The 25320-nt window shown below is 48.3% G+C and carries 21 protein-coding genes; 3 read left to right on the plus strand and 18 right to left on the minus strand.

Annotation, left to right across the window (positions count from 1 at the left end; translation table 11 throughout):
- Positions 1-180 precede the first annotated feature (180 nt).
- Together A372_RS0113820 and A372_RS0113825 are read left to right on the plus strand one after the other, a co-directional pair.
- On the plus strand, positions 181-897 hold the full coding sequence (locus A372_RS0113820) for a hypothetical protein (protein WP_019421453.1): 717 nt from the start codon (positions 181-183) through the stop codon (positions 895-897).
- Positions 898-1064: 167 nt separating this feature from the next.
- Positions 1065-1844: a YheC/YheD family protein gene (locus A372_RS0113825; RefSeq protein ID WP_019421454.1), complete on the plus strand. Its 780-nt coding sequence runs from the start codon at positions 1065-1067 to the stop codon at positions 1842-1844.
- A 138-nt stretch (positions 1845-1982) separates the two neighbouring features.
- Here A372_RS0113825 and A372_RS39070 read toward each other — a convergent pair whose 3' ends face one another.
- The gene (locus A372_RS39070; protein ID WP_019421456.1) at positions 1983-2108 is read right to left on the minus strand and encodes a hypothetical protein; all 126 of its coding nucleotides are present in this window, start codon (positions 2106-2108) and stop codon (positions 1983-1985) included.
- Between the two features lie 45 nt (positions 2109-2153).
- Here A372_RS39070 and A372_RS39075 point away from each other — a divergent pair, with 45 nt between their 5' ends.
- Positions 2154-2285 carry a hypothetical protein gene (locus tag A372_RS39075; RefSeq protein WP_019421457.1) on the plus strand — a complete coding sequence of 44 codons (132 nt, stop codon included), beginning with the start codon at positions 2154-2156 and terminating at the stop codon, positions 2283-2285.
- Here the strand turns inward: A372_RS39075 and A372_RS37350 are convergent.
- From A372_RS37350 to A372_RS0113925, 17 genes are all read right to left on the minus strand, one after another.
- Positions 2271-2489: a hypothetical protein gene (locus tag A372_RS37350; RefSeq protein WP_019421458.1), complete on the minus strand. Its 219-nt coding sequence runs from the start codon at positions 2487-2489 to the stop codon at positions 2271-2273. The genes A372_RS39075 and A372_RS37350 overlap by 15 nt on opposite strands.
- Positions 2490-3082: 593 nt before the next feature.
- Positions 3083-3241 (minus strand): hypothetical protein, encoded by a 159-nt coding sequence (locus tag A372_RS37960; RefSeq protein ID WP_019421459.1) that lies wholly within the window; start codon positions 3239-3241, stop codon positions 3083-3085.
- Positions 3242-3281: 40 nt separating this feature from the next.
- Entirely contained in the window at positions 3282-4241 is a 960-nt protein-coding gene (locus tag A372_RS0113855) for a vWA domain-containing protein (RefSeq protein ID WP_157259552.1), read from the minus strand.
- Between the two features lie 113 nt (positions 4242-4354).
- The gene (locus A372_RS0113860; RefSeq protein ID WP_019421462.1) at positions 4355-5494 is read right to left on the minus strand and encodes an AAA family ATPase; all 1140 of its coding nucleotides are present in this window, start codon (positions 5492-5494) and stop codon (positions 4355-4357) included.
- Positions 5495-5513: 19 nt separating this feature from the next.
- Positions 5514-6722 (minus strand): MFS transporter, encoded by a 1209-nt coding sequence (locus A372_RS0113865; protein ID WP_019421463.1) that lies wholly within the window; start codon positions 6720-6722, stop codon positions 5514-5516.
- A gap of 1 nt (position 6723) precedes the next feature.
- Positions 6724-7203, minus strand: coding sequence for a DUF6530 family protein (locus A372_RS0113870; protein WP_019421464.1), 480 nt, complete (start codon positions 7201-7203; stop codon positions 6724-6726).
- Positions 7204-8165: 962 nt separating this feature from the next.
- The gene (locus A372_RS37355; RefSeq protein WP_157259553.1) at positions 8166-8507 is read right to left on the minus strand and encodes a hypothetical protein; all 342 of its coding nucleotides are present in this window, start codon (positions 8505-8507) and stop codon (positions 8166-8168) included.
- A gap of 144 nt (positions 8508-8651) precedes the next feature.
- Positions 8652-10010 (minus strand): ABC transporter substrate-binding protein, encoded by a 1359-nt coding sequence (locus A372_RS0113880; RefSeq protein ID WP_157259554.1) that lies wholly within the window; start codon positions 10008-10010, stop codon positions 8652-8654.
- A gap of 21 nt (positions 10011-10031) precedes the next feature.
- Positions 10032-12353 (minus strand): M60 family metallopeptidase, encoded by a 2322-nt coding sequence (locus tag A372_RS0113885; protein WP_019421467.1) that lies wholly within the window; start codon positions 12351-12353, stop codon positions 10032-10034.
- A gap of 30 nt (positions 12354-12383) precedes the next feature.
- The gene (locus A372_RS0113890) at positions 12384-13361 is read right to left on the minus strand and encodes a carbohydrate ABC transporter permease (RefSeq protein WP_019421468.1); all 978 of its coding nucleotides are present in this window, start codon (positions 13359-13361) and stop codon (positions 12384-12386) included.
- 54 nt (positions 13362-13415) lie between these two features.
- Positions 13416-14279 carry a carbohydrate ABC transporter permease gene (locus tag A372_RS0113895; protein WP_019421469.1) on the minus strand — a complete coding sequence of 288 codons (864 nt, stop codon included), beginning with the start codon at positions 14277-14279 and terminating at the stop codon, positions 13416-13418.
- A gap of 2 nt (positions 14280-14281) precedes the next feature.
- Entirely contained in the window at positions 14282-16732 is a 2451-nt protein-coding gene (locus tag A372_RS0113900; protein ID WP_019421470.1) for a DUF5696 domain-containing protein, read from the minus strand.
- Entirely contained in the window at positions 16729-18870 is a 2142-nt protein-coding gene (locus tag A372_RS0113905; protein ID WP_019421471.1) for a YIP1 family protein, read from the minus strand. The genes A372_RS0113900 and A372_RS0113905 overlap by 4 nt, the downstream gene beginning before the upstream one ends.
- Before the next feature lie 21 nt (positions 18871-18891).
- Complete coding sequence (locus A372_RS0113910; protein WP_019421472.1) at positions 18892-19800, minus strand: carbohydrate ABC transporter permease; 909 nt, start codon at positions 19798-19800, stop codon at positions 18892-18894.
- A 1-nt stretch (position 19801) separates the two neighbouring features.
- On the minus strand, positions 19802-20791 hold the full coding sequence (locus tag A372_RS0113915; protein WP_019421473.1) for a carbohydrate ABC transporter permease: 990 nt from the start codon (positions 20789-20791) through the stop codon (positions 19802-19804).
- Complete coding sequence (locus tag A372_RS0113920) at positions 20781-23783, minus strand: extracellular solute-binding protein (RefSeq protein ID WP_019421474.1); 3003 nt, start codon at positions 23781-23783, stop codon at positions 20781-20783. The genes A372_RS0113915 and A372_RS0113920 overlap by 11 nt, the downstream gene beginning before the upstream one ends.
- Before the next feature lie 14 nt (positions 23784-23797).
- Positions 23798-24916 carry an ABC transporter ATP-binding protein gene (locus A372_RS0113925; protein WP_019421475.1) on the minus strand — a complete coding sequence of 373 codons (1119 nt, stop codon included), beginning with the start codon at positions 24914-24916 and terminating at the stop codon, positions 23798-23800.
- Between the last annotated feature and the right edge of the window lie 404 nt (positions 24917-25320).

The following is a 25320-nucleotide window of genomic DNA, read 5'->3' on the forward strand; positions in this document are numbered from 1 at the left end:
CGTAGAGGAGATGAGCGTTCCCGTTGAACATGCAGCCCATTTCAGCCTTGCATAAATGAGATACATGACATCCCTTTTCCACCAGTAGTATATGAGCCGTTACAGCCTTCATCGGGCGCTTCTGTCTTTATCTAAATAAACCATTTATCGGAATATCTTTTGCCAATCTAGGAGGAAGTTATGCCACTCTTTCAATCATTCCGTCTATTACGCCGCAACCTCAACATCCTGCTCATTCCTATAACTCTAGATCTTATCGTGCTTGCCGTCATGATAGCCACGACCGGATGGCAGCTGCATTCGCAATGGAGTTATCGTATCGTGCTAGAAATGGGCCTCCCGTCAGTCTTTCATTTATTTAACATTCCTTTAACTTGGGCGCACGTTATCGTCATGCTCGTATGGGCATTTGCGCAGGGCAGTTATATTAAGGCACTCGTCTCTATTATCGAAGGACAGCCTGTCCGTGCTGCGCAAGTGGTGAAGGACGGCCTCAAGTACTGGGTTCCGTTTGCCTTTCTGAACATTTCGGTACTGCTTGCCAAGGCTGCCGCCTCTTCCCTGCTCATCATTATGTTCGGTTCGATTGGCGCTGCCGCATCGCTGCTATTATTCATGGTCATGCGGGTCCTCGCCGTATATTGGGAATTTACAGTTGTTGTCGATAATGTCAATTTCGATACCGCGTTCCGCCGAAGCATGAAGTACTTCAAGCATAACAGTCTATCTGCGATCGGGATGGCGCTCGTTATGTTTGCCTTCTCCGGGGCGGCGAGCGTGCTGGCCAATTACTTTGTGATGCCTGCTGCCGTAATCGTAACGATGTTCGTGTATAGCTTCATCATGTCCATCATCCAGTTGGCGCTAATGCTTACCTTGCGAGAAACGAAGCGATAGCCTTAAATACGGTGCAACGTTTTCAAAAATAGGCTCGAACTTGTATTCGCCTAATTGTCTTGCCGCGGCAATGATTACGTTTTGGCATGCAAAATAGACGGAAGTCCAGCAGCATGTTCTAAAGTACCCGAATACGATATCAAAACATGAATGAGGGGGACTGATCCATGATAAAAGAGCATGCCGCCGTTCCTTCCAAACCACATGTCCCAGCAAGAACTATCAAGTGGGATCACTATCGTGAACTAAAGAACGACAGCACGATTAAAAGGCATCTTCCTGCCACAATGAAACTGAATAAACAATCTCTATTTTCCATGCTGTCGGAGTATACATCGGTATATTTAAAACCTAATCGAGGAGCTTTTGGTGTAGGAGTCATAAAGGTTCAGAAGATGGTTCATGAGAAAAAACCGCGTTTCCTTATCCATGAGGGAACCAGGAAGAAAACATTTTATTCGAGGAATCAGGTATACGCATTTGTTTTGGCAAATATGGTGAACAAAGATTATTTGGTCCAGCAAGGCATAGACCTGCTCCGATGGAACGAACGCCCGTTTGATCTTCGGTTAATGATCAAAAAACAAAGTGATAACACTTGGCTAAATGAAGGGTTTGTCGGCCGCGTCGCTCATCCGAAAAAAATCGTAACGAATATCCGCAGCGGCGGAACTGCGGTGTCCATCGATGACCTATTAGCTCCATATACCAACGTAACAAGTAAAATAGAGACCAAAAAAAAGTTGAACCTATTGGGAGAGCAAATATGTGAGCTGCTGGAAAAGAAATATCCTGGTATTCAGCTTTTTGGGGTTGATCTAGGACTGGATCAAAACTTAAAACCATGGATTATCGAAGTGAATAATCGGCCGGAAAAAATATGTTGGAAGTGCATGCTTGAATTGTATAAAAAGTCTAGCGAAAGCAGCCATTTCATATTTCATTGAGCTTCAGGACGAGTACCAGAAAGCGGCTCTCCATCAAAAAAGAGCTCAAACCGACTCCAATCAGCTGAGCTCCTTGCATCCAACAGTTCTCTTTCAGCCCCCTCCGAAACGTTTGCTTATCTACATCGTAAGTCACCGTTATGTCCCGCTCTCTGACATCGCCACCTTGATGGCGGCCTGCGCCTCTTCCTCCACCTTCCGCAGAAACTCTGGAATGTTCATATCCGATTTCGCGAATTCGGGCAGCTTATCATACAGTTTCACATAGCTGTTCCATACGCTTTCCCTCGCTGGAGGCGGTGCGAACTGATGTTGGAAGTAAGCGGCGATATTTTTGCCTTCGTACCGTCTGTTATCGGCCGCGAATTGGGCGTTTATCGACTTGTCGCCCGTAATGACAGACGGGGTTCCCGCACGGGCAAGCGTCTATTGATATTCTAGAGAGACGCTTGCCATAATCCATTGGAAGGCAGCCTCCTTCTTCTCACTGAACTGGTTTATCGTGAAAATTTGGGTGTTCGGCGTCGGAGCCGTCTGTTCCATCTCCTGCCAAGTCAGCATCGGAACGATGTCCATATTTTTTTGGAAATCGAGCGCTTCCTCCTCGTTGCTGAAGCTGTATTTATAATCGCTCGTGTCAAACATGCCCGGAATGTTCCGGTATCTGTCCAGAAGCTCAGTAGCGTTGCTTGCCGTTTGATGTTAATCTTCGGATGATCCCTTTCGACCATGGCTTTGCGCGCTTCCAAGGTTTCATTTGAGGCCAGATTTTTTTTGAGCCAGTCGACTTCAACAGTAAGTTGACAGACCAGCTTTTCCAGGTGTTCCTGCTTGCTTTCATACTCCTTTCTCATTTTGTCGGCTTCACTGGTTCCCTTCTCAAACACCATCGACGCTCGGCTTAGAAACTCTGCTTTCCATTGGCTGTACGAATCGATTCTTCTGGAAATCCGACGATTTTTGAAATGATTTATGCGGATACGGATGGAGAGCTTATGATATATCACTATTCATTTGTAGCTTTGGTTCGGGAGTCGATGCAGTCGTCATGGATAAAAGGGAAAGATGGAAAGAAGCCTTTCTAAATGGATATTTAAAATTTAGGAACTTATTGGGGTACCGCCAACAAAACGCGAAAAACGTACGCTAAGCATTCAGATTTAGAAAAAAACCGCCAATTTTATCAATTGATGGGTTGCTTTACCGCTACTTCTATCATTATTTTTTGTCTTTATATATTAATTCATTGGAGGCCTATTATATCCTCTGTCTCCGTAGGGCTGCAACTTCTCTACGTATATTTTGCCGTTGGTCTTGTTTGTTATTTGGATTATACCCATGTAGGTCTTAATCTGCTTGTATTCCTCAAGAAGCTCCTTGCGCTTATTCTTGTCCATGTATTTCTCTCCTTTCGGGGTCAATATATGCTCATCAAAATCACAAATACCGAGAAATAATCCGAACCAACTTTCTAGGGAATTCATTTAGGTTTGTAATATCCAAGAATCTCTCATTCCCATAGATTTGATGAATCACATCCTTGTCTTGGCCGATGGCGGCTGCCAGAAATGTAACTCCTTTCCGTTCGTATTCGGATATTGTCTGTTGCATGTCTTGGGCAGCATAACTTCCGGTATAGTCGTCCATTGCTTTGGGTTGTCCGTCGCTTATGCTAATCAACAGTTTTGTTTGTTGCGGTGAATCAACTAACCTTTCGGCAATAATTCTAAGCGCCATTCCATCTCGATTATTACTTCTGGCACGAATCCCCATAAGCCTGAATCGATCATTGGGATCCGTCTTGTTAAAATCGGTATACGCAAATATTGACATTTGCTCTATTCTGGAAACATCCGCAGTATCACCGTAGATCAATATGGGAATATTACAAATTTGACAAAATTCATATACCGCGATCACTGCACGCTTTGCCGCCTCCAATCTCCCAAAAGCAGCCATCGATGCTGATTCGTCAACCCTCAGGCCGACCACAAGAGAAGGGGATTCAGTAGGAGGACGTTTCTTGGCAAAATATCTGTAATCCCGATAAGCAACATTTTCTGCTTGAAATTTGGTACCATAATAATGATTTCTCGCAAATTCAGAAGAAATCTCATGCTCCAACAGCGGAAGCGTTTTTCTGGCGATTTCCCGTACGACAGGCATAAGCTCTTTGCTTAGGCCGACATATTCCTGCTTATTTTCCAAAACGTACTCCGGACGGTGGACAATGAGCTTTACACCCTTATGAATAGATTCGGACACAACCTCCCGTACATCTCGATTCAGCTTTTTACGAAAATCACGTTCTTTTTGTTGCGCATCCTCCGACATTGGATCAGGATTTGCTTGGTGATATTTTGGGGAGCCATTCTCCCCCAAATCTGAGCTTTCCATATCATCGGAATCTTCGGAATCATTATCAAATGAGCTTTCGTCGCTTTCAGCGGACTTTTTAAATGCGATACCTGCCTCCTCTTCATTGTCATCACTGTCAAAAGCTGCATCGTCTATATTTCCACATGTCCGGATCTCTGCGGTGTCAAAAATTCGTTTTTTTTTACATCTATTTCAGCCGTATTCAAGTCTTCAAACAAATGATGGCTTTTAAGTGCATCTTCTAGTATTTTGATTTCCTCGGAATCGGTTGTAATCTTGTAGATGACTTTATGGTAAAGGGACTCGGTTGCGGAAGCACCTCCAGCAACCGCATCTACCCAGTAGAAATAGGAACGCATGCCTGCCACGCCTTTAATCGCATTGGCCCGAGCTGTTTTGTCCAGAACAATAATGGTATCTGCAAAAACGTCCAAAACCTGTTCATTCCTGTAATCGGTTTTCGCCATTGCACGTTCAATCATGACTTCTTTGGTTGGCAGGTCCATCTTTTCCGTATGCTGAACCCTGTCACGCAGTGCTTCGTTTAACGGTCTGGACCCCGCGTAACTGCGGTTTGCTGTAATGACCGCTATAAAGTCCGGGTGTCGGCGTATGATTTCTGTCGGGAGGTTGATGCTGCCATCCAGCTCCAAGGCGGAATTTAGTGCCATTAACACCGCGGCATCGCGAATAACGTTTGGTTCCTGGATTTCCAGGAGATAGCCTTTTTGATAAGCTCTGACGATCTCGGATGGGTAGAACCGATACTCAACTGCTTCGCCCTCGGTGTTTTCCACTGCCACTTTTAGCAATTGTTTCATCTTTAATGCGGCTGCTTCCGGGGTAACTCCCAGTACGTTCATCAGAACTTCAGTTGCGCTTTGAAAACCCTCGCTCTCATACAATGCCTTCAAAACGCTTTGGTCCGCTAGGTCCATCCGTTCTAATCGTTCAGAGGAAATAACCGGCAAAATGGCACCAATAATATCCGATTTATCCATATCGGCAAAACAGGTCACTTTCGTATACGGCAGCCCAAAATTAGCAGATAATGCTTTTGCTAGTTGTGTTTTACCAGAACCGGCGTCACCCTCTAACAGAATATTGGCGATTTTCATTTCCCCGCGATTCCAGTTGCGCTTTATTTCTTTACTAATGCGCCGTTCTTCTTCGCCGACCTTATGAGATAATGGCTTTTTCCAAACAAGTTTTGTTTCTGCATCCGTCAGTTGTCTTGCAGGTGACAAATAATATTCTTCATATTCAGTCATCCATTTCTCCTCCTATCCGTCATGATGCTGAGCCCTTCTCCGCTTTTCTTCTTTTCTCAACAATAAGAGGGAGCAGCGAAATCGCACCGGCAATAATCAAACCACCGCTCACCACATATACCGCCAGCAGGGAGAACGTATCCTTCAGATAGCCGGATATGAACATGCCAATCACCATCATCCCCATAAAAATAGGCATGATTGCTCCGGATACCCGGCCAATAAATGCCCCTTCTGTGTTCCGAACAATAAGCGTCTGGATTCCGCCCTGAATACAAGGGTAAAACAAACCACTGATCACCAAAAGGACGATTGTCAGCCAAATCATCGTAGAAGCGCCTATTCCGATCGTACAGACGGCGGTGACAAGCAATCCTACCATGAGCAACAGCTGTGGCTTCACCTTTTTGGCTATCCCCATTATGGCAGCGCCGCCTGCCAACATGGCTGCCCCATTGGTCATAACCAGCCACTGCAGAAATTGTTTGTCCTGTCCCAATTTCTCGATGACAAGGAAGATCTGAAGCGGCTGAGTTAGTCCTGATGCCAGTCCGACAGCCGAGAAAGTCACGCTGAGTGTTCTTAAGGATTGATTGAACCTGATATAGCGCAGCCCGGCTGTCAACTCCTTTATGAAGCCGCTGGCATCCCCAGACTTCGGTTCCTCTGCGTCACGGGGAAGCGACGATAATATAAGTGAAGACCCTAGGAACAGAACTGCCGTCAGGATCAGAGATACGTTAATTCCAAACTGTATGAAAATAAACGTGCCGATGACCGGACCCAAAACCATAAAGACAGCGACAAGAGTTTGGGACAACGCCATCACGCCCTGCAGTTGTTCAGCTGGCACATGCCGCTTGTACAGTTTCATGGCCGAAGGCTGAGAAAATTGAGACAGGCTGGCGGAAACAAATGATCCGATGAGAAGTGCAACCCATCCACCATTCATGATGGTAAGCAGCACAGCCACAACGGACAAGGAAGACAGCAGATCGCTCCATACCATTGTCCGCTTCGGCCGCCATCGGTCGGCAAAGGTCCCGCCAATAAGGCCAAATAGAAAGATCGGAGCGAATTCCGCAACCGAAATCAGTGATACATAAACCGGATTATTATTCGTCAAATCGGTAACATAAAGAAGTACGGCATAATTCCGGATCCAAATTCCCAACTGCAGCAGCACTCGGGAGAGGATAATGGTTCGTACATACCGATTGGAAAACATTTTAATACCCCATATCCTTTAATATTTTCGATAACGTGCGCAGACGTTCGCTGATCATCTCATCGTCATCGCTCAGAGCTTGGCTGAACAGTTTAATATCTTCATTAATTCTCTCATTGTCCGTACATATCGCCACGGTCATGGCATTCCCTTGCAGGCCAACCCGGTCGATGACAGGCTCCTGCGGATCATATAAATGCTCATATCTGTATGCTTCACGAAAATGCGCCATGGATCGACAAATCAGAATGGACAAATCAAGAACGCGATGGAGAGGCAGTTCCTCCGATTGCCTTGACCATTTTTCTCCCGTGTATCTCCATACCTTGGCAGAAATATCGACCTTTCCTCTATCGTTCCATTGGGCCAATCCTAAAGAAAGGCCTTTTGCATCTGTGTTTCGGGCGAGTCGGCCGTCAATCTGCTCATAGTTTTCTGACACGACAACAGGCTTATGCTTCAAGGTAGTAGGTATTTTCATTTTTCATCCTTCTTTCCGTTTACTTTTTTACTAAATTACTAATTTACTAAATCACTGTTTCAGTTTATCTTGGATTTCATCGTTAGTCAATCCGTTTTTTGACATCCGTTATTTAACATCTGTTTTTTGACCAAAAGGTGCTCTTGCGAAAAGGGTATCTGCAGTCCATTTTACATGTGGTTCTTACCAGGATACCGCTATCCGGAGGACAAGAACATATAGACGGAAGATAATACAAGATCTTGTCCCAAATCGAGAAAAAAATAAGTGCCCAGACAGCATTGTTACTCCAAGCGGTTCTGATTGCATATCCAGATCAAAGCTTATGGAGGTATTCCGAGGAGTTCTGAGTTGGCTTCGCTGACGAGATGTATGCAAACGGCTTTGCAGAGTTAGAACAATGTTGGTGGCACACCAAGATACGGCCTCCCGATTTGTTCAACGTAAAAAGCGTATGCATTACACCGATCCGCATTTTCAGCATGACTCGTGTGATATTAGCAACGCATTAACGAGGGATATGAGTGAAACGATGGCCTTTCTGGAGTCATGCACCGATGAAGAGATTTGTCTGATGAGCTATTTGACGTAATAGATGCTTTTATGAGAATTAAGGAGGCGATCAATTTGTCAGTTTCCTCAATATGCTGGTAGAAATCCGCCCAAATGTGGAGATTCAGGATGAAATTCAAGGCATTGTTGAAACCTTGGGTGAGCTTGAAAATAACTATTAACAAGAGTTCGTAACTGGCGAGGAAGCTAAGAAGCAATACGGTTTAAAAGTTGATCTGCCATAATGAAGATGCCAACAATAATCGTTGGAAAATTAGCCGGATTTCCTTAGCGTACGGATTATCCGGCTTTTTGAGCAAATTTTCTCTTAGCGTACGTTTTTCGCGTTTTGTTGGCGGTATCCCATATTGGAAGATGTCACGCGTTCTTGTTTTGATTTCACGATCGGTTTAATAACAGGAGGAGCTGCGAGTGTGACTCTCATTCAAGTTTTCTTGTAAAATGACCCAGGGAATCAGGCTTACAGATGCAGGAATCGGAAATCCTCTATTGGGGCGGTAAAACATGCATTTTCTTGTAACGGCGAGCAAAGGATCCCCAATGTTATTGGCCGAAGGCATTACCGAGTAGCGAACCACATCGCCAGGAACAGTCAAATCTCTTGCAATTCTTACACAATGCGTTTCTTGGAGAGAAAAAGCTGCACTATATGCGGTTTGTCCGCTGCATCCTGCCAGTAGTGATACGAGCATGAGGCTCGCGACAAGCAGCATAGAAACGTTCTTTTTCATCGCCACGAGCTCCCTTCGTCAGACAACGATTATTTGATATTGAAATGTTCGGCAGGACCGGCTCTGCTCATGACGCAAGCAAAGCCGGTATGATGATGTGAGTGGAGTTAACACGAGAAGTCTGTTCGAGGATAAAATAAGATATTAGTTTTTGTTTTTCATTTCTTTAACGGTTGCAGCGTATTCTTCATCCATCTTTCTGAGGAAGCTCTGCACGTCGTCCCCCGACTTCAAGAATGGGCCAACTTGGGAACCGACGTAATTCGTGCCGTACAGTAAAATGTCCGGACCGTATGGGCTGTATATGGCCGGCTTGGCTTGCTGGAGCGAGTAGATCCCCTTGACGTTCATGTCTCTCTTCAACACGTCCGCCGCAAACTGTTCGAGAATGCTCTGATCGCCAGAGACGGATGGCACGTCCTTGCGGGTCATTCGAATTTGCTGCTCATCGGTCAACAAATATTCCAGAACGTCGAGAGCTTCGTCGATATGTTTGCTCTGCTTGCTAATCGCAATCGTGAGCGGCAACGTCGAAGGACCAACACCTGGCAGATCCGACCATGCCGGGAAGCTGACCACATCGTAATCCAATTCTTCCGGATAGTAAGGAATCGTATTGGCGATAAGACCAAGGCTCATCGCAACCTCTCCCTTAGTAAAATCATAACTGATATCCGGCTCCCAATTACCCGGGATATCTGCGATTCGCTTCGCCAATTCTAAAAATCGGCCAAACGCCGGATTTTTGGAAAATTGCGGTTCGCCTGTAGCTGGATCCGTCCCATTTGCGGATAATTGAGTCATCGCTTGCGACATAAAGTTCGTCGCCAATCCCCGATACTTAATCCCGTCCCGTTCCCCGGTAACTTTCGCGGCCAGCTCGACGACTTCATCCCATGTCATTCCGTCCGTAGGGTAAGAGGCGCCGAACTTATCAAATATCGTCTTGTTATAGTGGAGCGCCACCGCCACGTCTTCAACTGGAATACCGAGCAGACGTCCTTGCCCCTCCGGATCGCGCGCACGCAGCGCGTCCAGAATACCAGGTCTTATTCTGCTGAAATCGAAGTTGCGTTCCTTCAACAAGTCATCCAATGGCAGCAGCATATCTTTCTCTTTTAAAATGTCGAAACCGTCTGTCGTCAACACGATGTCCGGAACGACGCCTTGCGCGAACAACTCATCGAATTCCTCTTTATTAGCGAATTTCCCTGTCGCTTCAATATCGATGTTCGGGAATTTATCCTTGGTTCCTTCCAATATCCGTGCCTGCACCTGCTCTTTGCTCCATGGCGCCATAAAAATGAGCTTGACCGGATCTTTGTTTCCTTCTTTCGCGGTCGCTTGGTCTGATTTATGCTCCGTTTCTTTGGCCAATGTTTCCGCTGCATTTGCTTCTGAGGCAGTCTGTCCGTCCTCCCCGCCGCCCGATCCGCATGCTGATAAGATTAAGGTAAATAGTAGAGTAAAAATAAGGAGTAAGCCGAGTTTGCGATTGTTCATTGTAATTTCCATCCCCTCTTGTTATTCACTCAACGTCCATAGCGGAACATTGGGCTGCGGTAAGTTCAAGCTGTCGATAGTAGTTCGAACGTGTTCCGAATAGTCCCAACCCCAGCGGTCGAAAAATTCCAGTAAGTTATCTCCGCACACCCGAGACACCATCTCCACGAACAAATCAATCTTCTGCTGTTCTGTGCGCGGCAATTGGTCCTTCGGCAGCTCGCGGTATGCGATATGAAGCCGAGTGAACATATCCCAACCATAAGTGAATTGCAATTGCCGCATCATGGCCAGCCGCTCGAACAATCCGATGTCGGTAAACTTCTTCTTACCGTTAGTCCGGTTCAAGAACGCCATCGCCTTTTCAAAATAGGAGCGCCCTTCTTTGTCCCTCTCTTCCGTCAGGCGAGACGGATTGCCGTAATAGTCCTGGATGAGCAGCGAATAAATGTTGACCGACACCTCGACGATGTCTTCCCAGAACCAAGGCAGCTGTTGATATTCATGACCCATCTCATGCCAGAATCCCCAGCCGTGCTTAAGTGAACTGAACTTGTCAAAGGTAACCGCTTCTTCGGCGGCAGGATCGTTCGGAATCATGATCGGATGCCCGGAATGCATATATCCGGCGCTAATCTGCACGTCGGCGGCTATCCGGTGCGGACGATCCGGCGTGCGGTGCGGCATCGGCTTATCCGGTCCGAGACCGACGAACTTGTCGTATTGGTCGATCATGTCATCCCACTTCAACATGATCTCCTCCGGGTTCTCCACTCGCCGGACGACGTCTGAAGGCAGCGTCAGAATGACTTTCCTGCCGCACAGCTCGGCATAAGGTGCGTCATAATGGCGAATCGTCTCCTGCCATTCCGCCACCGTCGTCTTACCGAGCTCGAAGTATGGCGCATGAACCGCTCCGCTAACCGCCACCTGCGCCTTGAAGTCCGCCTGCGCCTTCGTCGGAATGAGGTATATCAATCCGCCGTACGGGCTGCTCAGCTGATTGATTCCCGGGGCGAGCGGCTTCCGCAGCGCGACGATCGGAGCCCGCTCCCACGTTAGCAGATGCCCCAGCTCATCGGTATGCGCCCCAATCTGCACGTCGAGATGCTCCACACCGTCCGGCACCTCGATCGTAATCCGTTGCCCCGCTGGCGCGTACAATCCGGTACCTGCCCAATAGCCGGGCGGGACGAGCATCCGCAAATAGCTGAGGTCCGCATAGTCGAAGTCGACATCGACGAGCTGCTCGTGCACGACGGGCGCATCATCGCCAACGTTGCCGGGGAACACTTCGGCATATGGCGAACGGACGCCGTCCGGATCGAGACTCACCTGCTCGAACGCGTACTGCAGCAGTACGCCTGTGTATGGCTGACGCTCTTTCTCGAACGGCAGCGTGATGTCCATCTCTACCTGCTCCGCAGCGGCGATGATCTCATGATAGAGCCCGAGCCCGCATTCCGGCGTCAACGAGCCGACCGTGCCATCAATGAGACCGAGCAGCAAGGACCATTTCTTCTTCACGGCTGCGTCCGCAGCGCCGATGCTGACATCATCAATGGAAAGCGTGCCGTTCTCGATCGCCTTCACCTGCCCGATTAACCGTTGCACATGGGAATCGTTCGCCTTCTCCGGCGTCAGGATCGGCAGCGCTTGCGGCAGCTCCCAGATGACGTTGTTGCCTAAGCTGATCCCTGCCTTGTTCAGCAGCCGCTGCAGCGGATAATCCCGCACTTTGACCGGACGATCGCCCGCGAGGAGCTGGATCTCTTCCGACGGTTCCCATTCCAGCTCCCAGCCCTTCGTGTGGACGAGCAGGCTGCCGCCCTGCTGCACATACTCATCTAGGCAAGGGAGATCGTCTTCTTTCATATTCCGATCAGCATAAGCGACGGCATACTCCGGAAGCTTCGCGGCGGCTGCCGCCCAACTCGGCACGCGCGTCACCTCGATCGGCAGTTCACCAGCAACGTCGAACATTTCCTCCGAGGCCGTCGTGATAATACGCAGCGGCCCTTGTCCCGCAAGAGTCTTCCGGTAGCGGCCGCTCTCTCCCGTCAGCCAATGCAGCACATTGGCGACGAACGCTCCGCTGCCCGGCACATCGCCGCCGCGACGATTGAATCCGGTTTCAACACCGGATACGAGGATACGGCCTTGACCGTATCTCGCAGCGGCTATGACAGGGAGGCCGTCGGGATCGACGGCTGCCGTGAACGCGTCCCCTCCTACGGCGGCCACAACCCCGCCATATACTTTGTTGCGCACTGGAATGTCAGTTACTCCGTCATACAGCAAAGCTAAATCCTGCTGCAGCGTCTGTTCCAATACCCGCTTCATTAATGAACCAGCTCCTTTTTTATTTGGGGTCTACTCTACTAATCCTGTACGCTCCACGCTTTCCACGAAATAGCGCTGCGCAAAGAAAAAGATGAGCAACGGAGGCAACAATGACAAGAAGCTTGCAGACATCTTAATCGCTTCCACTAAGACAAGCGGCGCTTCCTCACTCGCCAGCATACTGCTGATGCTGGCGTCCACCCTCGACATTTGCGTCGCCAGCGGCACGAGTGGAGATTGGCCAAGGAACATTCTCGGATAGTACGTATCATTCCATGTCCAGACGAACGAGAACAGCGAGACGACAAGTATAGCCGGCTTCGCCAGCGGGAACATCACTTTCCAATAGAACTTAAAGGCGCTGGCGCCATCGATCTTCGCCGCTTCCTCCAGTTCCTTCGGCTGGGTCGTATAGAACTGCCTGAAAATGATAACGAACAGCGCTCCCTTAATGCCAAAGCCGAAGATGGATGGAATCATGAGCGAGAAGAGCTTGCCCTGCAATCCCAGCTTCGTATACATAATGATCATTGGCAGCACGATAACTTGCGGCGGGATGATGAAGGCAAGCACAAGCAGGAACATAAGCAGCTTCTTAAATGGAAACTGCATTCTCGCAAGCGCATACCCCATCAAGCCGCATGTGACGACATGGAACAAGGCGACGAGCGTCGATATGCCGATACTGACGAAGAGCGATTGCGAATATTTGAGCGCCGTCCATGCCTTTTCCAAATGACCGAAATACAGTTCATGCGGAATCCACGTCACCGTCGGATCGTTCAAATCCTTCTCGTTCATCACCATCTTGACCAGCATTTTAAAAATCGGGTTCAAGTAAATATACGAAGTCACTAGCAGAATCCAATAAATAAACAGCTTGAACAGCAATCCCCGGTTCACTTCACGCCCAAGCACGGCATAGCGAACCGTATGGAGTCCATCCCGTGCCCACCGTTTCTTAAGCTGCGTCGCCTTCCATTTCACTGTGTTCACTTTTCCGATCATTACAATCCTCCTCACATCGTTCCCGCAGCTTCGCCGTATCGTTCAGCCCCATCCTTATCGGCTGCGGGCGCTTCTGTTCATCCGCAAGAACAAGAGCAATATAATGGCCAGGAACAGGACGATAACGACAAAATAAATCCAAGCCAGTGCGCTGTTGTACCCGTAGTTGCCGGTATTAATCAATTCAATGACCGGATTATACGGAAAGGTGAACATATCGACGACGGTATAGATCAAGTTCAGTAAAATGAATGGTGACATCGCTGGCAGCGTAATCTTCCAGAATACTTCCCACGGCGTCGCTCCGTCGATGCGGGCCGACTCATAGGAAGACTTCGAAATCGTCTGTCTTCCCGCCAAGAAGATTAGGATTTGCACGCCGGAATACCACAGAACGAGCACAAAGCGGTTCAGTACGTCTTTTACCGGTTTGGCCCAAGAACTGTCGCTTAAAAATTGATCCAAATATTCTCCGATAGAAAACCGTTCCAGAAACCCTAACGTTCCTTCTCCCTGATTCACGAATTCCGTCAAAATGTAGCCGGAAGTAAATATGATAGGCAAGAAGAATACGACCCTGAACAGCATGCGTCCCGGAAAATCCTGATTCAGCATAATGGCGATAAACAAGGAGAACACCAAAATAATCGGCACCATAATGACAATTTCCTGGAAAAACGGAATCAAATTGTCGTATAAGGCAGAGCTTCCGAACAATAGCTCGCTGTAGTACTTGAATCCTTGAAAATCGTACTTTAATCCGGTCGGCAGCACCGTTACTTTGTGGAAGCTCATATAGAGCGAGAATCCTAACGGGAAAGCCATGAACAACAGAAATCCGGTAATCCAAGGGGCGACGAATAACAGCGCCTCCAAATGGCGTGACGTCTTTGCCTTCATCGTCTTTTTACTGCGCATGTTCAGCCTCCCCCCGGCAGGACGGCAAAGTCTTTGGCACGAACTGTGACACCGTCTTTTTCGTACGGTACGGCATTGTAATTCACGATAATCCGCTTGCCGTTCGCATACTCGGTCTCATTGACACCTTCTGCCAATGTGCGATGGCCGACGATAAACTCATTCTGCACATCGCCGAGCGCCTCGTTGAAGCGGCTGTACTGCTTCGCGATCTCTTCGGCCCAGTCCTTGTAATATGTGCTGTAGTAATTGAACAGCGAACGTGTGCCGATCAATTCCTGCGATTGAGCATGCGTGAGCATAAAGGCAGGAATGGCGCCGTATTCAATATTTTTCAATAAATACGTTCCATAATTGTCCGTCACGTTGGCATACCATGAGGAGTAGGTCACCAGGCCGTGCAGAGCAATCTGAGCAAACGGTACGGTCTCATCGACGAACAAGTCGAACGAATTCTCATCTGACAGCCCATGAACATGCTCCACATACTTCAAGGCATAGAAATTACCGTTCGTGACGTCTGCCGAGCCCAGCTGTTCCTTCGTCTTGGCGAAGACGTTCTCTTGTATCTTCCGCGCATCCTTTCGGGTTGCCTTGTACCGTTCGTTAAAATCACTGTTCAGAAACGCTCCGATTCCATACCCGAGCGTTAAGCCGTCAACCCCTAATTGCTTCGCTTTAGCTAAATCCTTCAGCATAACTTCTTCCATAAATCGCGGACTGACGAGCGTCGATTTCCCCTCATGTTCACGGAATTGAATGACGACCGCGCCGAGATCCTGCAATCCATCTCTACTGCTGCGGAATCCATCCCGACCGTTATTGTTGAACGTGTAGGAAGAACCGTCCAAGGTGACGCGGTGCCCTTTCGCATGGGCAAAATCGATGAAATGACTCATGCCGTCATTGCCGCCAATTCCGCTGTCTACTGGAAAATGTCCGCCGTTCTCGCTGAACCCGCCCTTCTGCCAACCGGAGTAGGCGATGGACATCTTCTTCACACCGATCGATGTCAATTCATTCACGACTTCCTCTGCCTGCGTTGTCGTGGTGAGCGGTTCATACGAATCCCACAGAAATCCTTTGCGCGAGTCCGCTCCGAGCAAGTGAACCTGCAGACTGATGTTGTCGTCCTCCGTCTTGATCGGGCTCAGACCGGCGTCTTCCATCAGGAACTGCCGGAAGCGAGATGCCATGCCGACATAGTCAGACGCTCCGCGGTCAAGGAAATAATAGCGTACGGACCGATCGCCTTCCGTACGCGCTCTGCTGAATGTCTGGAAGCCATTCAGCTTCCGTTTGTCAGTCGGTTGAAAGAAGCGCTGCCGGTACGTGAATTCCGCCGTCGCCCAGTTGTATTGGTTCATTGACTTGGACGGCGCGGCCAGCACGTTGGCATATTCGGCCCCTTGATCGATGACAGCGAGTAGCGCTTGTTCTCCCGACTTGATGCCGAATACAGGCATTCTGACCGGCTGCCGAATCGAGAACGAGTTGTTATTGTTGCTGAACGCCAAGTCATCGCCATATATCCGTTCGAAGTAAAAGTTATTGTTCGGAGGCCGATCCCTCTTGAACTGTACAAGCGTTCCCGGGCCATCCGGGATGAACAGATAGCCGTTCTCCTGTTCGGAGGTGGCTGAGCCTAGGTACGGATACAAGCGTATCCCTGTAATGCGGGCGTCATTGTCTTTCTTTTTCTTATTTTCCGCTTCGAACTGCTTCATCTCTTCCGCAGTCTTTCCGTCCTTGAAGCCTTCCTCCAGTACTTTCGTCTCGACATAGTCGTCCTTGAGATTAACTTCAATAGGAATGATGAAGCCAATCTTCGGCATCGAGAAGGTTAGCCGGAATCCGTTCTCCGTCAATTCAAATTGTTCAATCGTACTTTTTTGATCTATCACGTTCGTCTCTTTCACTTGATCCTTGCGCACGTTGAATTCGACATATTTGATGAACACGGGCGACTGCATATGCTTCTTCCAAGTGTCTGTGTTCTCTTTATCCTTCCATCCTTCCGGACTCGGGAACGATCGCCATACATTGCCGTCACGTTTATCCTTCACGAGAAAATGGCCGCTGTTCTGATGGACCAACAGCTGCAGCCGCGTATTTTCCGCAGCCAATGTGAACTGGTCATCGGACGGGAAGATGCGGGCATAGCTATTTGCGCCCTCGGTTTTTGCCGCCGACTTCGAAGACGAGGCAGTCGTATTAGACTTCTCTTTGCCTGCTGCAGGCTGGCTCTCCTGCGTAGCCGCGGCGTTGTCAGCTTGATCGCCAGCCAGCTTCTCAGCCGCTGTCGCGGCACCAGCCATAGAGGCGTCTACCTGATTCGGCTGCTCCGCTTTGTTCTCAGCCGCCCCTGGATATGACATCAAGGTAAAGCTGGTCAACATGACTAGAAGGGCGACTGCGAATATTCGTTTTACATTGCTGAACGGCTGCTTCACATCGACACCTCCTGATAAATCGTATAGAAAAAGTTCTGCAACTCGGATGACAGCCCCGTCATAATGGAAATAAGGACCCACGTAATAAGCATTGCAAAAGCGGTCAGAGACACGTTCGCAATCGTTTCACCTACACCGTAATTTTGCAGCGATTGAATTTTCCAATAGAAGAGCAATGCGCACCAGACGAACATGCCCATTTCGAAAAAGCTGTAAATTGATTGCTCGCTATGCGTCATCACATTAGACAAGGCTGCGAGCGGCAAGCCCAAGAGCACAATCGGGAACAAGGCGTAAGCGCTGCCGATAAACACATCCTTAAATCGTGCTTCCCCTTGGCGAATACTGCCGATTAAGTAATTGCACACGACCCATGTTAACCACGTAACGGCGGAGATGATGAGAAAAGCAATGCTGCGCTCATTGCTCGGAATCGGCATAAATACAAAGCTTGTAAAATACTCCTTCACCAACAATACAGCCGCAACGAGCACGAGGATGATGCTTGCGCTTAAGTAGCTCCCCTTAAAGCTGTAACGCAAATCGGTAAAGCCGTCGATAGGATGCCGCAGTATCGTAAATGCATGCTTCAATTGCTGCAGCAATGGTTTCCGGAACCAAGAAACACTCTTCTTGTCTTTATTCCGCCTGAACAACGTGAATTTCTTCTTCCGGCTGCCTGCAATGAGCGTCAGCAGGACAATAAGAAAGAACGCGTTAGCCACATAAGTGAAGTTCTGCTGGAACCATTGCAGACGAAGCTGCCAGAACGTATCGGAATACCCATCCGCATCCCCAGCCAGCTTGAACAGATCAAGCGCTTGCTTGTAATCTTCCTGATGATAAGCAGCTTGCGCCAGACCGCGATAAGCTGGAGAATACAGCGCATTCAGCCGCAGCACTTCTTTCCAATGCTGCTCGCTTTCTTCATATCTGCCCTCCTGTGACAATGCTGTCGCCTTCTGCAGCATCATGCCGAATTCAGTAGGCTCCAATACATGGATTAAGTTTTGAGAATCATCCAAAATGAAGAGCGCATTTTTCGAGTTCGTTGCGACAGATACCGGGCTCTGGCTTATGCCAAGCTGCGGTGTGCCGAATGTGACTGGTCCAACCCAGAAAAATAGCATTTCACCGTTCGGCCCGTATTGGGTTACCGAATTGGATATTTTATCAATGGCGACCAAGTTGCCGTTCCGATCGACCGTAATATCGGTTAAGCCCGACTTCTGTTCTTTATCGGTACTCGTCGGCTGACTGCGATTGCGGTTGCGGAATCTCGAGTCAAGCCCGAACTTTTTATCTGTCCATTGATTTTCACCACGGATGTTCAACTTCTTCACTTGCTCTTTCTCCGTAGCGGATACCGTATAGATGAACCCTTGATCATCAATGTGAATGTTGCGAATCGTCGTCGGCAGCGTGCGCACTTGCCGGCTGAGCTGCTCTTCGGTATAGAATGCCTTGCGCACCAGATCCATAAGCGACACTTCCGTTAAGTTCGTACCGTAAAATCCGTAGAAATTGCCCTCTGGATCGAGTTGAATCACCCCTTGATAGCTGCCGTTCGAAATGACGTACATGAAACCTCTGCTGTCCACAACCAGATTGGTAGGTTCATAGTGAAACGTCTCATCGATGAATCTTGATTGCGGCCGTTCAAATTGCTGCAGCAATTTCCCTTCCCGATCCAGTGTGACAATCCGCTTATTGCCTGTATCCGCTATATAGATAGTACCGTCCTTCGTGACAAACACACCTTGCGGCGTCTTTAGACCCTCTGCACGAATGTCCCGGATGAACTTTCCCTTGCTATTCAGATGAACAATTCGGTTATTGTCCGTATCCGCAATATAAATTTCGTCCTTCTCATCGATGAACAGATCCTGCGGTCGCTTGAGCGGAGAATATTCCCGGAGCGCCTCTCCCTTCTCCGTTCTCGTTACATAAATATCGTTACCGACCACTTTAGCCGGATAATAGGCAGCTTGACTCGGAATGGTGCGGTTATATCCGTCTTTGCTAAACGTGACGTAGGGCGGTTCCGCTGCGGCCGTGTCAGGAAATAAGACGGCAGCCATCAGCGTAAGTGCAATTCCAAGTAGAAGCAGCCGTTGTTTCTTCCCTCTCTTGTCCATGTATTAACCTCCGTTATAACCCTACTTGATTCCTGAGTGTGCCATCGTCTGGATAACTTTCCGCTGCGATAGCAGGAAGATGATCAGGTTAGGAATAAACATAATGAGAGATGCCGCAGCCGCAACCCCCTGCCTTGCCACGCTGTTGGCTAGATTGGACGTCAGCGATTCCACGTAGAAAGGCAGCGTTTTCATTGCATCGTTCTGCATGAACAAAGCCGACGTTTCCGAATTGCCCCACGCGGTCTGGAAGGAAAGAATCGTAATCGTCGCCATCGCAGGCGTGACGATAGGAATCATAATCCTCATAAAGATTTGCCATTCCGAAGCGCCGTCCAGCTTAGCCGCCTCCATCAATTCATTCGGTACTTGATCCATGAATTGCTTCAGCAGAAACACCCCGACCGGAAGCGCCAATATCGGCAGCACATGTCCCCAATACGTATTCATGATGCCGAGGTTCTTCACGACAATATATCGCGGTATGCCCATCGTCTCGACCGCAATCATAATCGACAGCAAGATAACGCCGAATATAACTTTGCGTCCTGGAAACGGATGCTTCGACAAAGGATAGGCACATAAAGCGCCGAGGATGACCATGCCGACGGTCGCAAGAACGGTTACGATCACGCTGTTAAGAATGAAGCGCGTTACCGGCAAGAACGTATCCTGTGAGGCATTGAGCAAATCGATAAAGTTTTGCCACGTTCCTTGCTTCACAAAAAATGTCGGTGGAAATAAGAATAATTCATGCAGCGGCTTAAACGCATGGTTAAAAATAAACACAAGTGGAAGGAGCATAAATACCGACAGCAGCGTCAAGAGAATGAGCAGAAATATTTGCGTTGCGTCCATATTGCGAAAATCGCTGCGATACAGTGACCAGGTGTGCGAGAGCGAGCTGCGTATTCGCCGGAACAATGACATCCTACTCATCCTCCTTCGGCCCCAGCAGCATCCATAAGAATCGGCTAAGCAGTATGGTAACAATCAACAGTACAATCGATACGGCACTTGCATATCCGAGCTCCAAGCGAGTAAAGCCGAAATCATCGATGTGGTTCATAAAGAGCTGTCCGGAATAATCCGGTGTCGGGTTCATGCCTGATAACTGCGTCCCGATTCCCCCTGCCTTCAACGTACCGACGATAGCCATGACCGCGGCGAACAACATTTGCGGCTTCATCATTGGAATCGTGATATACCAGATTTCTTGCAGTCTGCTGCGGATGCCATCGATTCGCGCCGCTTCGTACAACTGCTTATCCACATTCAATATTCCGGCCAATATCGCCAGAAATCCAAGTCCCATACTTGACCATATCGAGACGATAATCATAATGATCATCAAATAATCTTTATCTATCGTAAATAGAACCGGCTGATCGATGAAGCCCCATTTCAGTAAGAAGCTGTTAATATATCCGGTACGGTCCCCGGTAAACATAACTTGCCAGACGACAACCATCGCAATGCCCCCGGTTAATGAGGGAGCGTACATTGCCAAGGCGTACCATACACGAATCGTGGATGGCAATTGCGCGATCAGCCACGCGAGCACGAAGGCGAGCACGTAGCCGATCGGGCCGACGAACAAGGCAAACTTGAATGAATTGGGGACGACATGCTTCAAAAAGATAACGTCCTGTGAAAATAGATTTTGATAATTCATCCATCCGGCCCATTTTGGGAACTCAATGGAGTTAAAATAAGTGAAGCTCAAGCCGATGCCCGTGATGACCGGAACAATGACGAACAGAGTAAATACGATAAGAAATGGAGCAACGAACAAATAGGACAACCGAAACTTCCATACTTCTTGCTTCAAATGGCTCAACCTGCACCCGAATTTCTCCGATAAACGTGGGCGGTCTACGGATAGCGGCTGCTGAATGACGGGTGGCGCTTCATTCGACAAGTTGATCGACCCCTTTCCACGGTTCATTAATACGCGGCAGATTCAGCGATCTCAACACTTCACCGTTTGGTCCGACAATTTCAAATTCTTGCTGCTTCCGTGCAAGTTCTCGCTTGATTTCCTTAATTGCTTTTTCCAGCGAGATGCGTGAGTTTTCAGAGTCGACGACCGTGCGGTTCCAAGCGAATCCCAATTCACGATCGGTCATATATCCCCCTGGCACTTGCGGTATTTCTTTCGTCCATTTCCATTGCTCCAAAATAATTTTCAAATCGTCCGGCTTCCACGGCATATTGGCGAACGCCTGCACATTTGACGTGTTCCAGCGGAACGATTCTCCATGGTACTGTTCCAGATTGAGACCGAATTCGGTCTGTGTCTCGGTCGACGTGTACCATTGCAGAAACTCCCACGCTTGCTTCTGCTTCTCCGGGGACGCATTTTTGAACAGCATCGCGTTCGAAGGATTGGAACCGCCCGACCATCTCACGAATGTGCCGTCCGGCTTGCTCGTGCCGGGTACCGGTGCAATCGCCCAATCATTAGCGATTTCCGGAGCTGCTACTAGTAGCTGCATATACATATTGAAATCGGAAATACCGATTGGAATGTCCCCGCGTCTGAATTGGTTGTAGAAGCTTTGCACCACACGTTCAATCCCTTGAACGTTATAGAAGTCGGTCCACATTTTATAAGCTTTGAACGCCTCCGGGGAATCCAGTCCTGTCGACACCCCCGACTGCGAATACATTTCAACGTCATTCTGGAACATAATTGGCGAATAGTCGGCAGAATCCATGTAGAAGTTATATTGGTTCTGAAGTAGTGTCGGAAGAATCTGGTATATATCGTCCCACGTCTTAGGGATGTCTACGCCTAATTGCTGCAAAATATCTTTGCGATAGAACAGCACTTTGAAGCTGACTGTTTCCGGAACACCGTAATAACCGCCGTCATAATATAACGGCTGCAGCATCCCCGGACTATATCGGGAGAAAAATTGCTCTGCTCCGGGCATCTCGCTTAGATTCAAAGCCGCATTCCGAAGCGCCATATCGAATGGCACGTTCGCGGGGACACCCAACGCGACATCAGGCATCATGCCTGAAGCATTGGCCAGCGTCAGCATCTGCGCGTTCTGAATCAAGTTGATATGCACTTTAATGCCTGTCTCCGGTGTAAAGCGGTCATTGACCAGCTGCTGCAGTTCATCAACGTAATCCCGTCCCCACACCATCCACACGTTCAGTACATCATCAGACTTGGCGTCGAATCCCGTGCGATCTTGGAACGAATAGGCGAGTGATTGAAACATGCCGCCCATTTTACTCCAGAAGCCTGCAGTCATGCTCGGAAGATCGGCATCAATTGGTGCGACATAGATCTGATCCAACTGCAAAGGACTGTTCATCAACGTAGCCCGGTTCGATTCGAGCGATTCCTGAACAGCAGCTATCCGATCCTGAGAATACGGAATTTGATTAGGCTTCTTCAAAATGCTCTTAATATCTTCCGCTCCGTTCTTCAGCATTTGCGCCACATCATCGGTACGCGGATTAATTTTCTTCATTTCTGCTTGTAAATAGATGAACTGTTCTCGAATGGATTCCATACGTTCCGTCAGACCTGGAATATCTTTATCCACATTCCACACCCGGTACTTGTCTTCCCGATTGCCGGTCACCATGCGCAACTCAAGCAAAATCGAGCGTAGTTCATGCGAAATATGGTTCATTTGAATGATGATAGGCATGTATGGAGCATAAGTCGCCTCCATCGTCAGCGTGTGCTGCCCTTTCGTCAAGTAAAAGGCATACGGTTCACCTTCACTGTCCTCTATCGTCATCCCTTGCCAATCGGAGTCATAAGGGAATTGCACATGTTCCATTTCACGATACGGAATACTGCCATCAATATAAACCGTGCGGAATATGGACATATTTTTGACGGTATTCTGATTAGCGCGCAGCGCCAGTTTGTATATGCCGTCCTCTGTAATGTCGAGGATCCAGGAGACCGCTTGCCCGCCTTTCATCCATCTCGATCCGCCGAGAGTATTGTAAGTGATCGCATCTAACGATTTGGGGTGTGTAAACGGATCGCGATCATATACATTTTGAATGGAGGTTGAATTTTTCACACTGTATTGCTCGGCTTCGATAGTAAGCGCTGTCCCGTCCCGCTTCGCGGATGCCGGATAGGATTGCTTTACTTCATCATACGAAGCGATAGTGCTAGGGGCTTGCAAAGTAAACTTCTCAAATGCGATCGGCTGCTGCAGTATTTCAAGCCGGATTGTATTTTTCCCTTGCTTTAAATACCATTGAATCGGCGTGGAATAAGCACCATTCGACTCCGTCAATGCCTTCTCTTTCCAGCCCGTAACCTCTTCAACTTGCGGGCGTATCTGGTTGCCTAACGCATCATAGCGGGCTGGCTGGATATCGCGATATTCACGCTCAAACACAATCGAACGCGACTCATTAAATGGATATTCACCGTTAATGCGGGCTGACAACATTACGGACTGTCGGCTGCCGCCGTCTTGTTCCTTTAACGGATAATAATCCGCTTTCATTTCATATAGTCCCGCCCGACTCACTTCCACTTCATATTCGATCCATCCCCGTTGGTTGGACCATATTAGCACATTGTTCTTACCTTCATAGGAGCCTGTCGTTACATCGGCATCATCTGACTTCGCCGTAAATTGCGAGGCTGGAATCACTACTTCACCTGTTCCGGGTTGAATGCCGTCTGCTTGCCACTGCTTGAGCGTTTCTTGATAATAAGGCTCAATTTGACTGTTGTCAGCAGAGGCAAAAATATGAACCGCTCCACGGTTCGCGGATGTAGATGAGCCGGAATCCGCATACACAGACCATTCACTCGAATTAACCGTGAGATACACGATGCCTACGATGATTAGCAAACCGATGACAAATAACCCGTATTTCGCCTGTCGACCCTGTCGACTACTGCGTTGCGTCACGCCTTCATCACCTCTCAATCCGTCAGAAGCATTTCCGTATCCTTATTGAAAAACAATGCCTTTTCCATATTAATCGCAGCCGACACCTGGGATGTGTCTTCGCAATGGAAGCCCTCGCTGGCACGGATGACAAGCGGCCGGTCTTGCTTAATATCAATGTGGTAATAACGATCGGAGCCGACAAATTCGTTAAATTGCAATATGCCCGTCACTATGGAATCCGGTGAGGCTTCCATTCGATGAGGTTCAAAGCTGATATGCTCAGGGCGGATCCCCATCACAACGGTCCGCTCTAGCAATCGGTGTTTTTTGATAGCGCTTGCATGTTGAGGAGCGAGGCGGATCGCGAATCGATTCGTATGAAATTCCAAGTGTCCATCTTGTTCTTGCAGTTTTCCTTGAATGAAATTCATCGGTGGATTGCCGATAAAGTTAGCAACGAACATATTGACAGGCCGATTATAGATAAGTTCCGGCGTATCGACTTGCTGTACGAGACCTCTGTTCATGACGACGACCCGATCACCCATCGTCATCGCCTCAACCTGGTCATGGGTCACATATATAGTGGTCACTTCAATCTTCTTATGCAGGCTAATAATTTCAGAGCGCATCTGCACGCGCAGCTTCGCATCCAAGTTCGACAGCGGTTCGTCCATGAGGAACACTTGCGGTGTCCTGACGATCGCTCGACCGAGCGCCACGCGCTGCCGTTGTCCACCGGATAATTCACGCGGCTTACGCTCCAAAAAGTTCTCAATTTCAAGCACTCGTGCCGCCCGCTTCACCGCCAAATCAATTTCATGCTTCGGCTGTTTCCGCAAGCGCAATCCAAAAGCGATATTTTCATACACGCTCATGTTCGGATACAGTGCGTAGTTCTGGAACACCATCGAGATATCCCTATCCTTCGGAGGTATGTCATTCACTACTGTATCGCCGATATAAATATCGCCTTCTGTCACATCCTCCAACCCTGCCAACATGCGGAGTGTCGTTGATTTTCCGCATCCGGACGGCCCGACCAATACGATAAATTCCGTATCGTCTACAGACAGGTTGAAATCGCTTACAGCAATCTCTTTATATTTGCCATAACGCTTATACACATGATTAAACAAAATATTTGCCATCACGATCCCTCCCGGTAAGAAATATATTACTAAGAAAGCTGTTAATTTGGTGTTAAGAAATATGTAAGCGCTTTCTAAATTGGCGTTGCTTGCTTTACTTTCTTGCTTTTATGCCTCATCGAACCTAGTTCGTTTCTCTCCCCCTCCTGCGAAGGTATTGCTCCAAATAGCCCTTTTGTCCACTATCCCAACTATTCAGAAATAGAGCACATCATGTAGTTATTTCCCCTTTTTAGTAAAAGAACAATCTTTTTACATATTGCAATATCATCATCTGTCGTAGAAATGACGCAGTCCTTGCTCTCAACGCATCATCATCTGTTGCAGAAGTGCGCAATCCTTGTTCGCAGCAATTTCACCATCTGTCATAGCAGTAACGCAATCCTTGCTCTCAACGCATCATC

It is taken from the genome of Paenibacillus sp. OSY-SE (assembly GCF_000283315.1).
Classification (GTDB): domain Bacteria; phylum Bacillota; class Bacilli; order Paenibacillales; family Paenibacillaceae; genus Paenibacillus_B; species Paenibacillus_B profundus.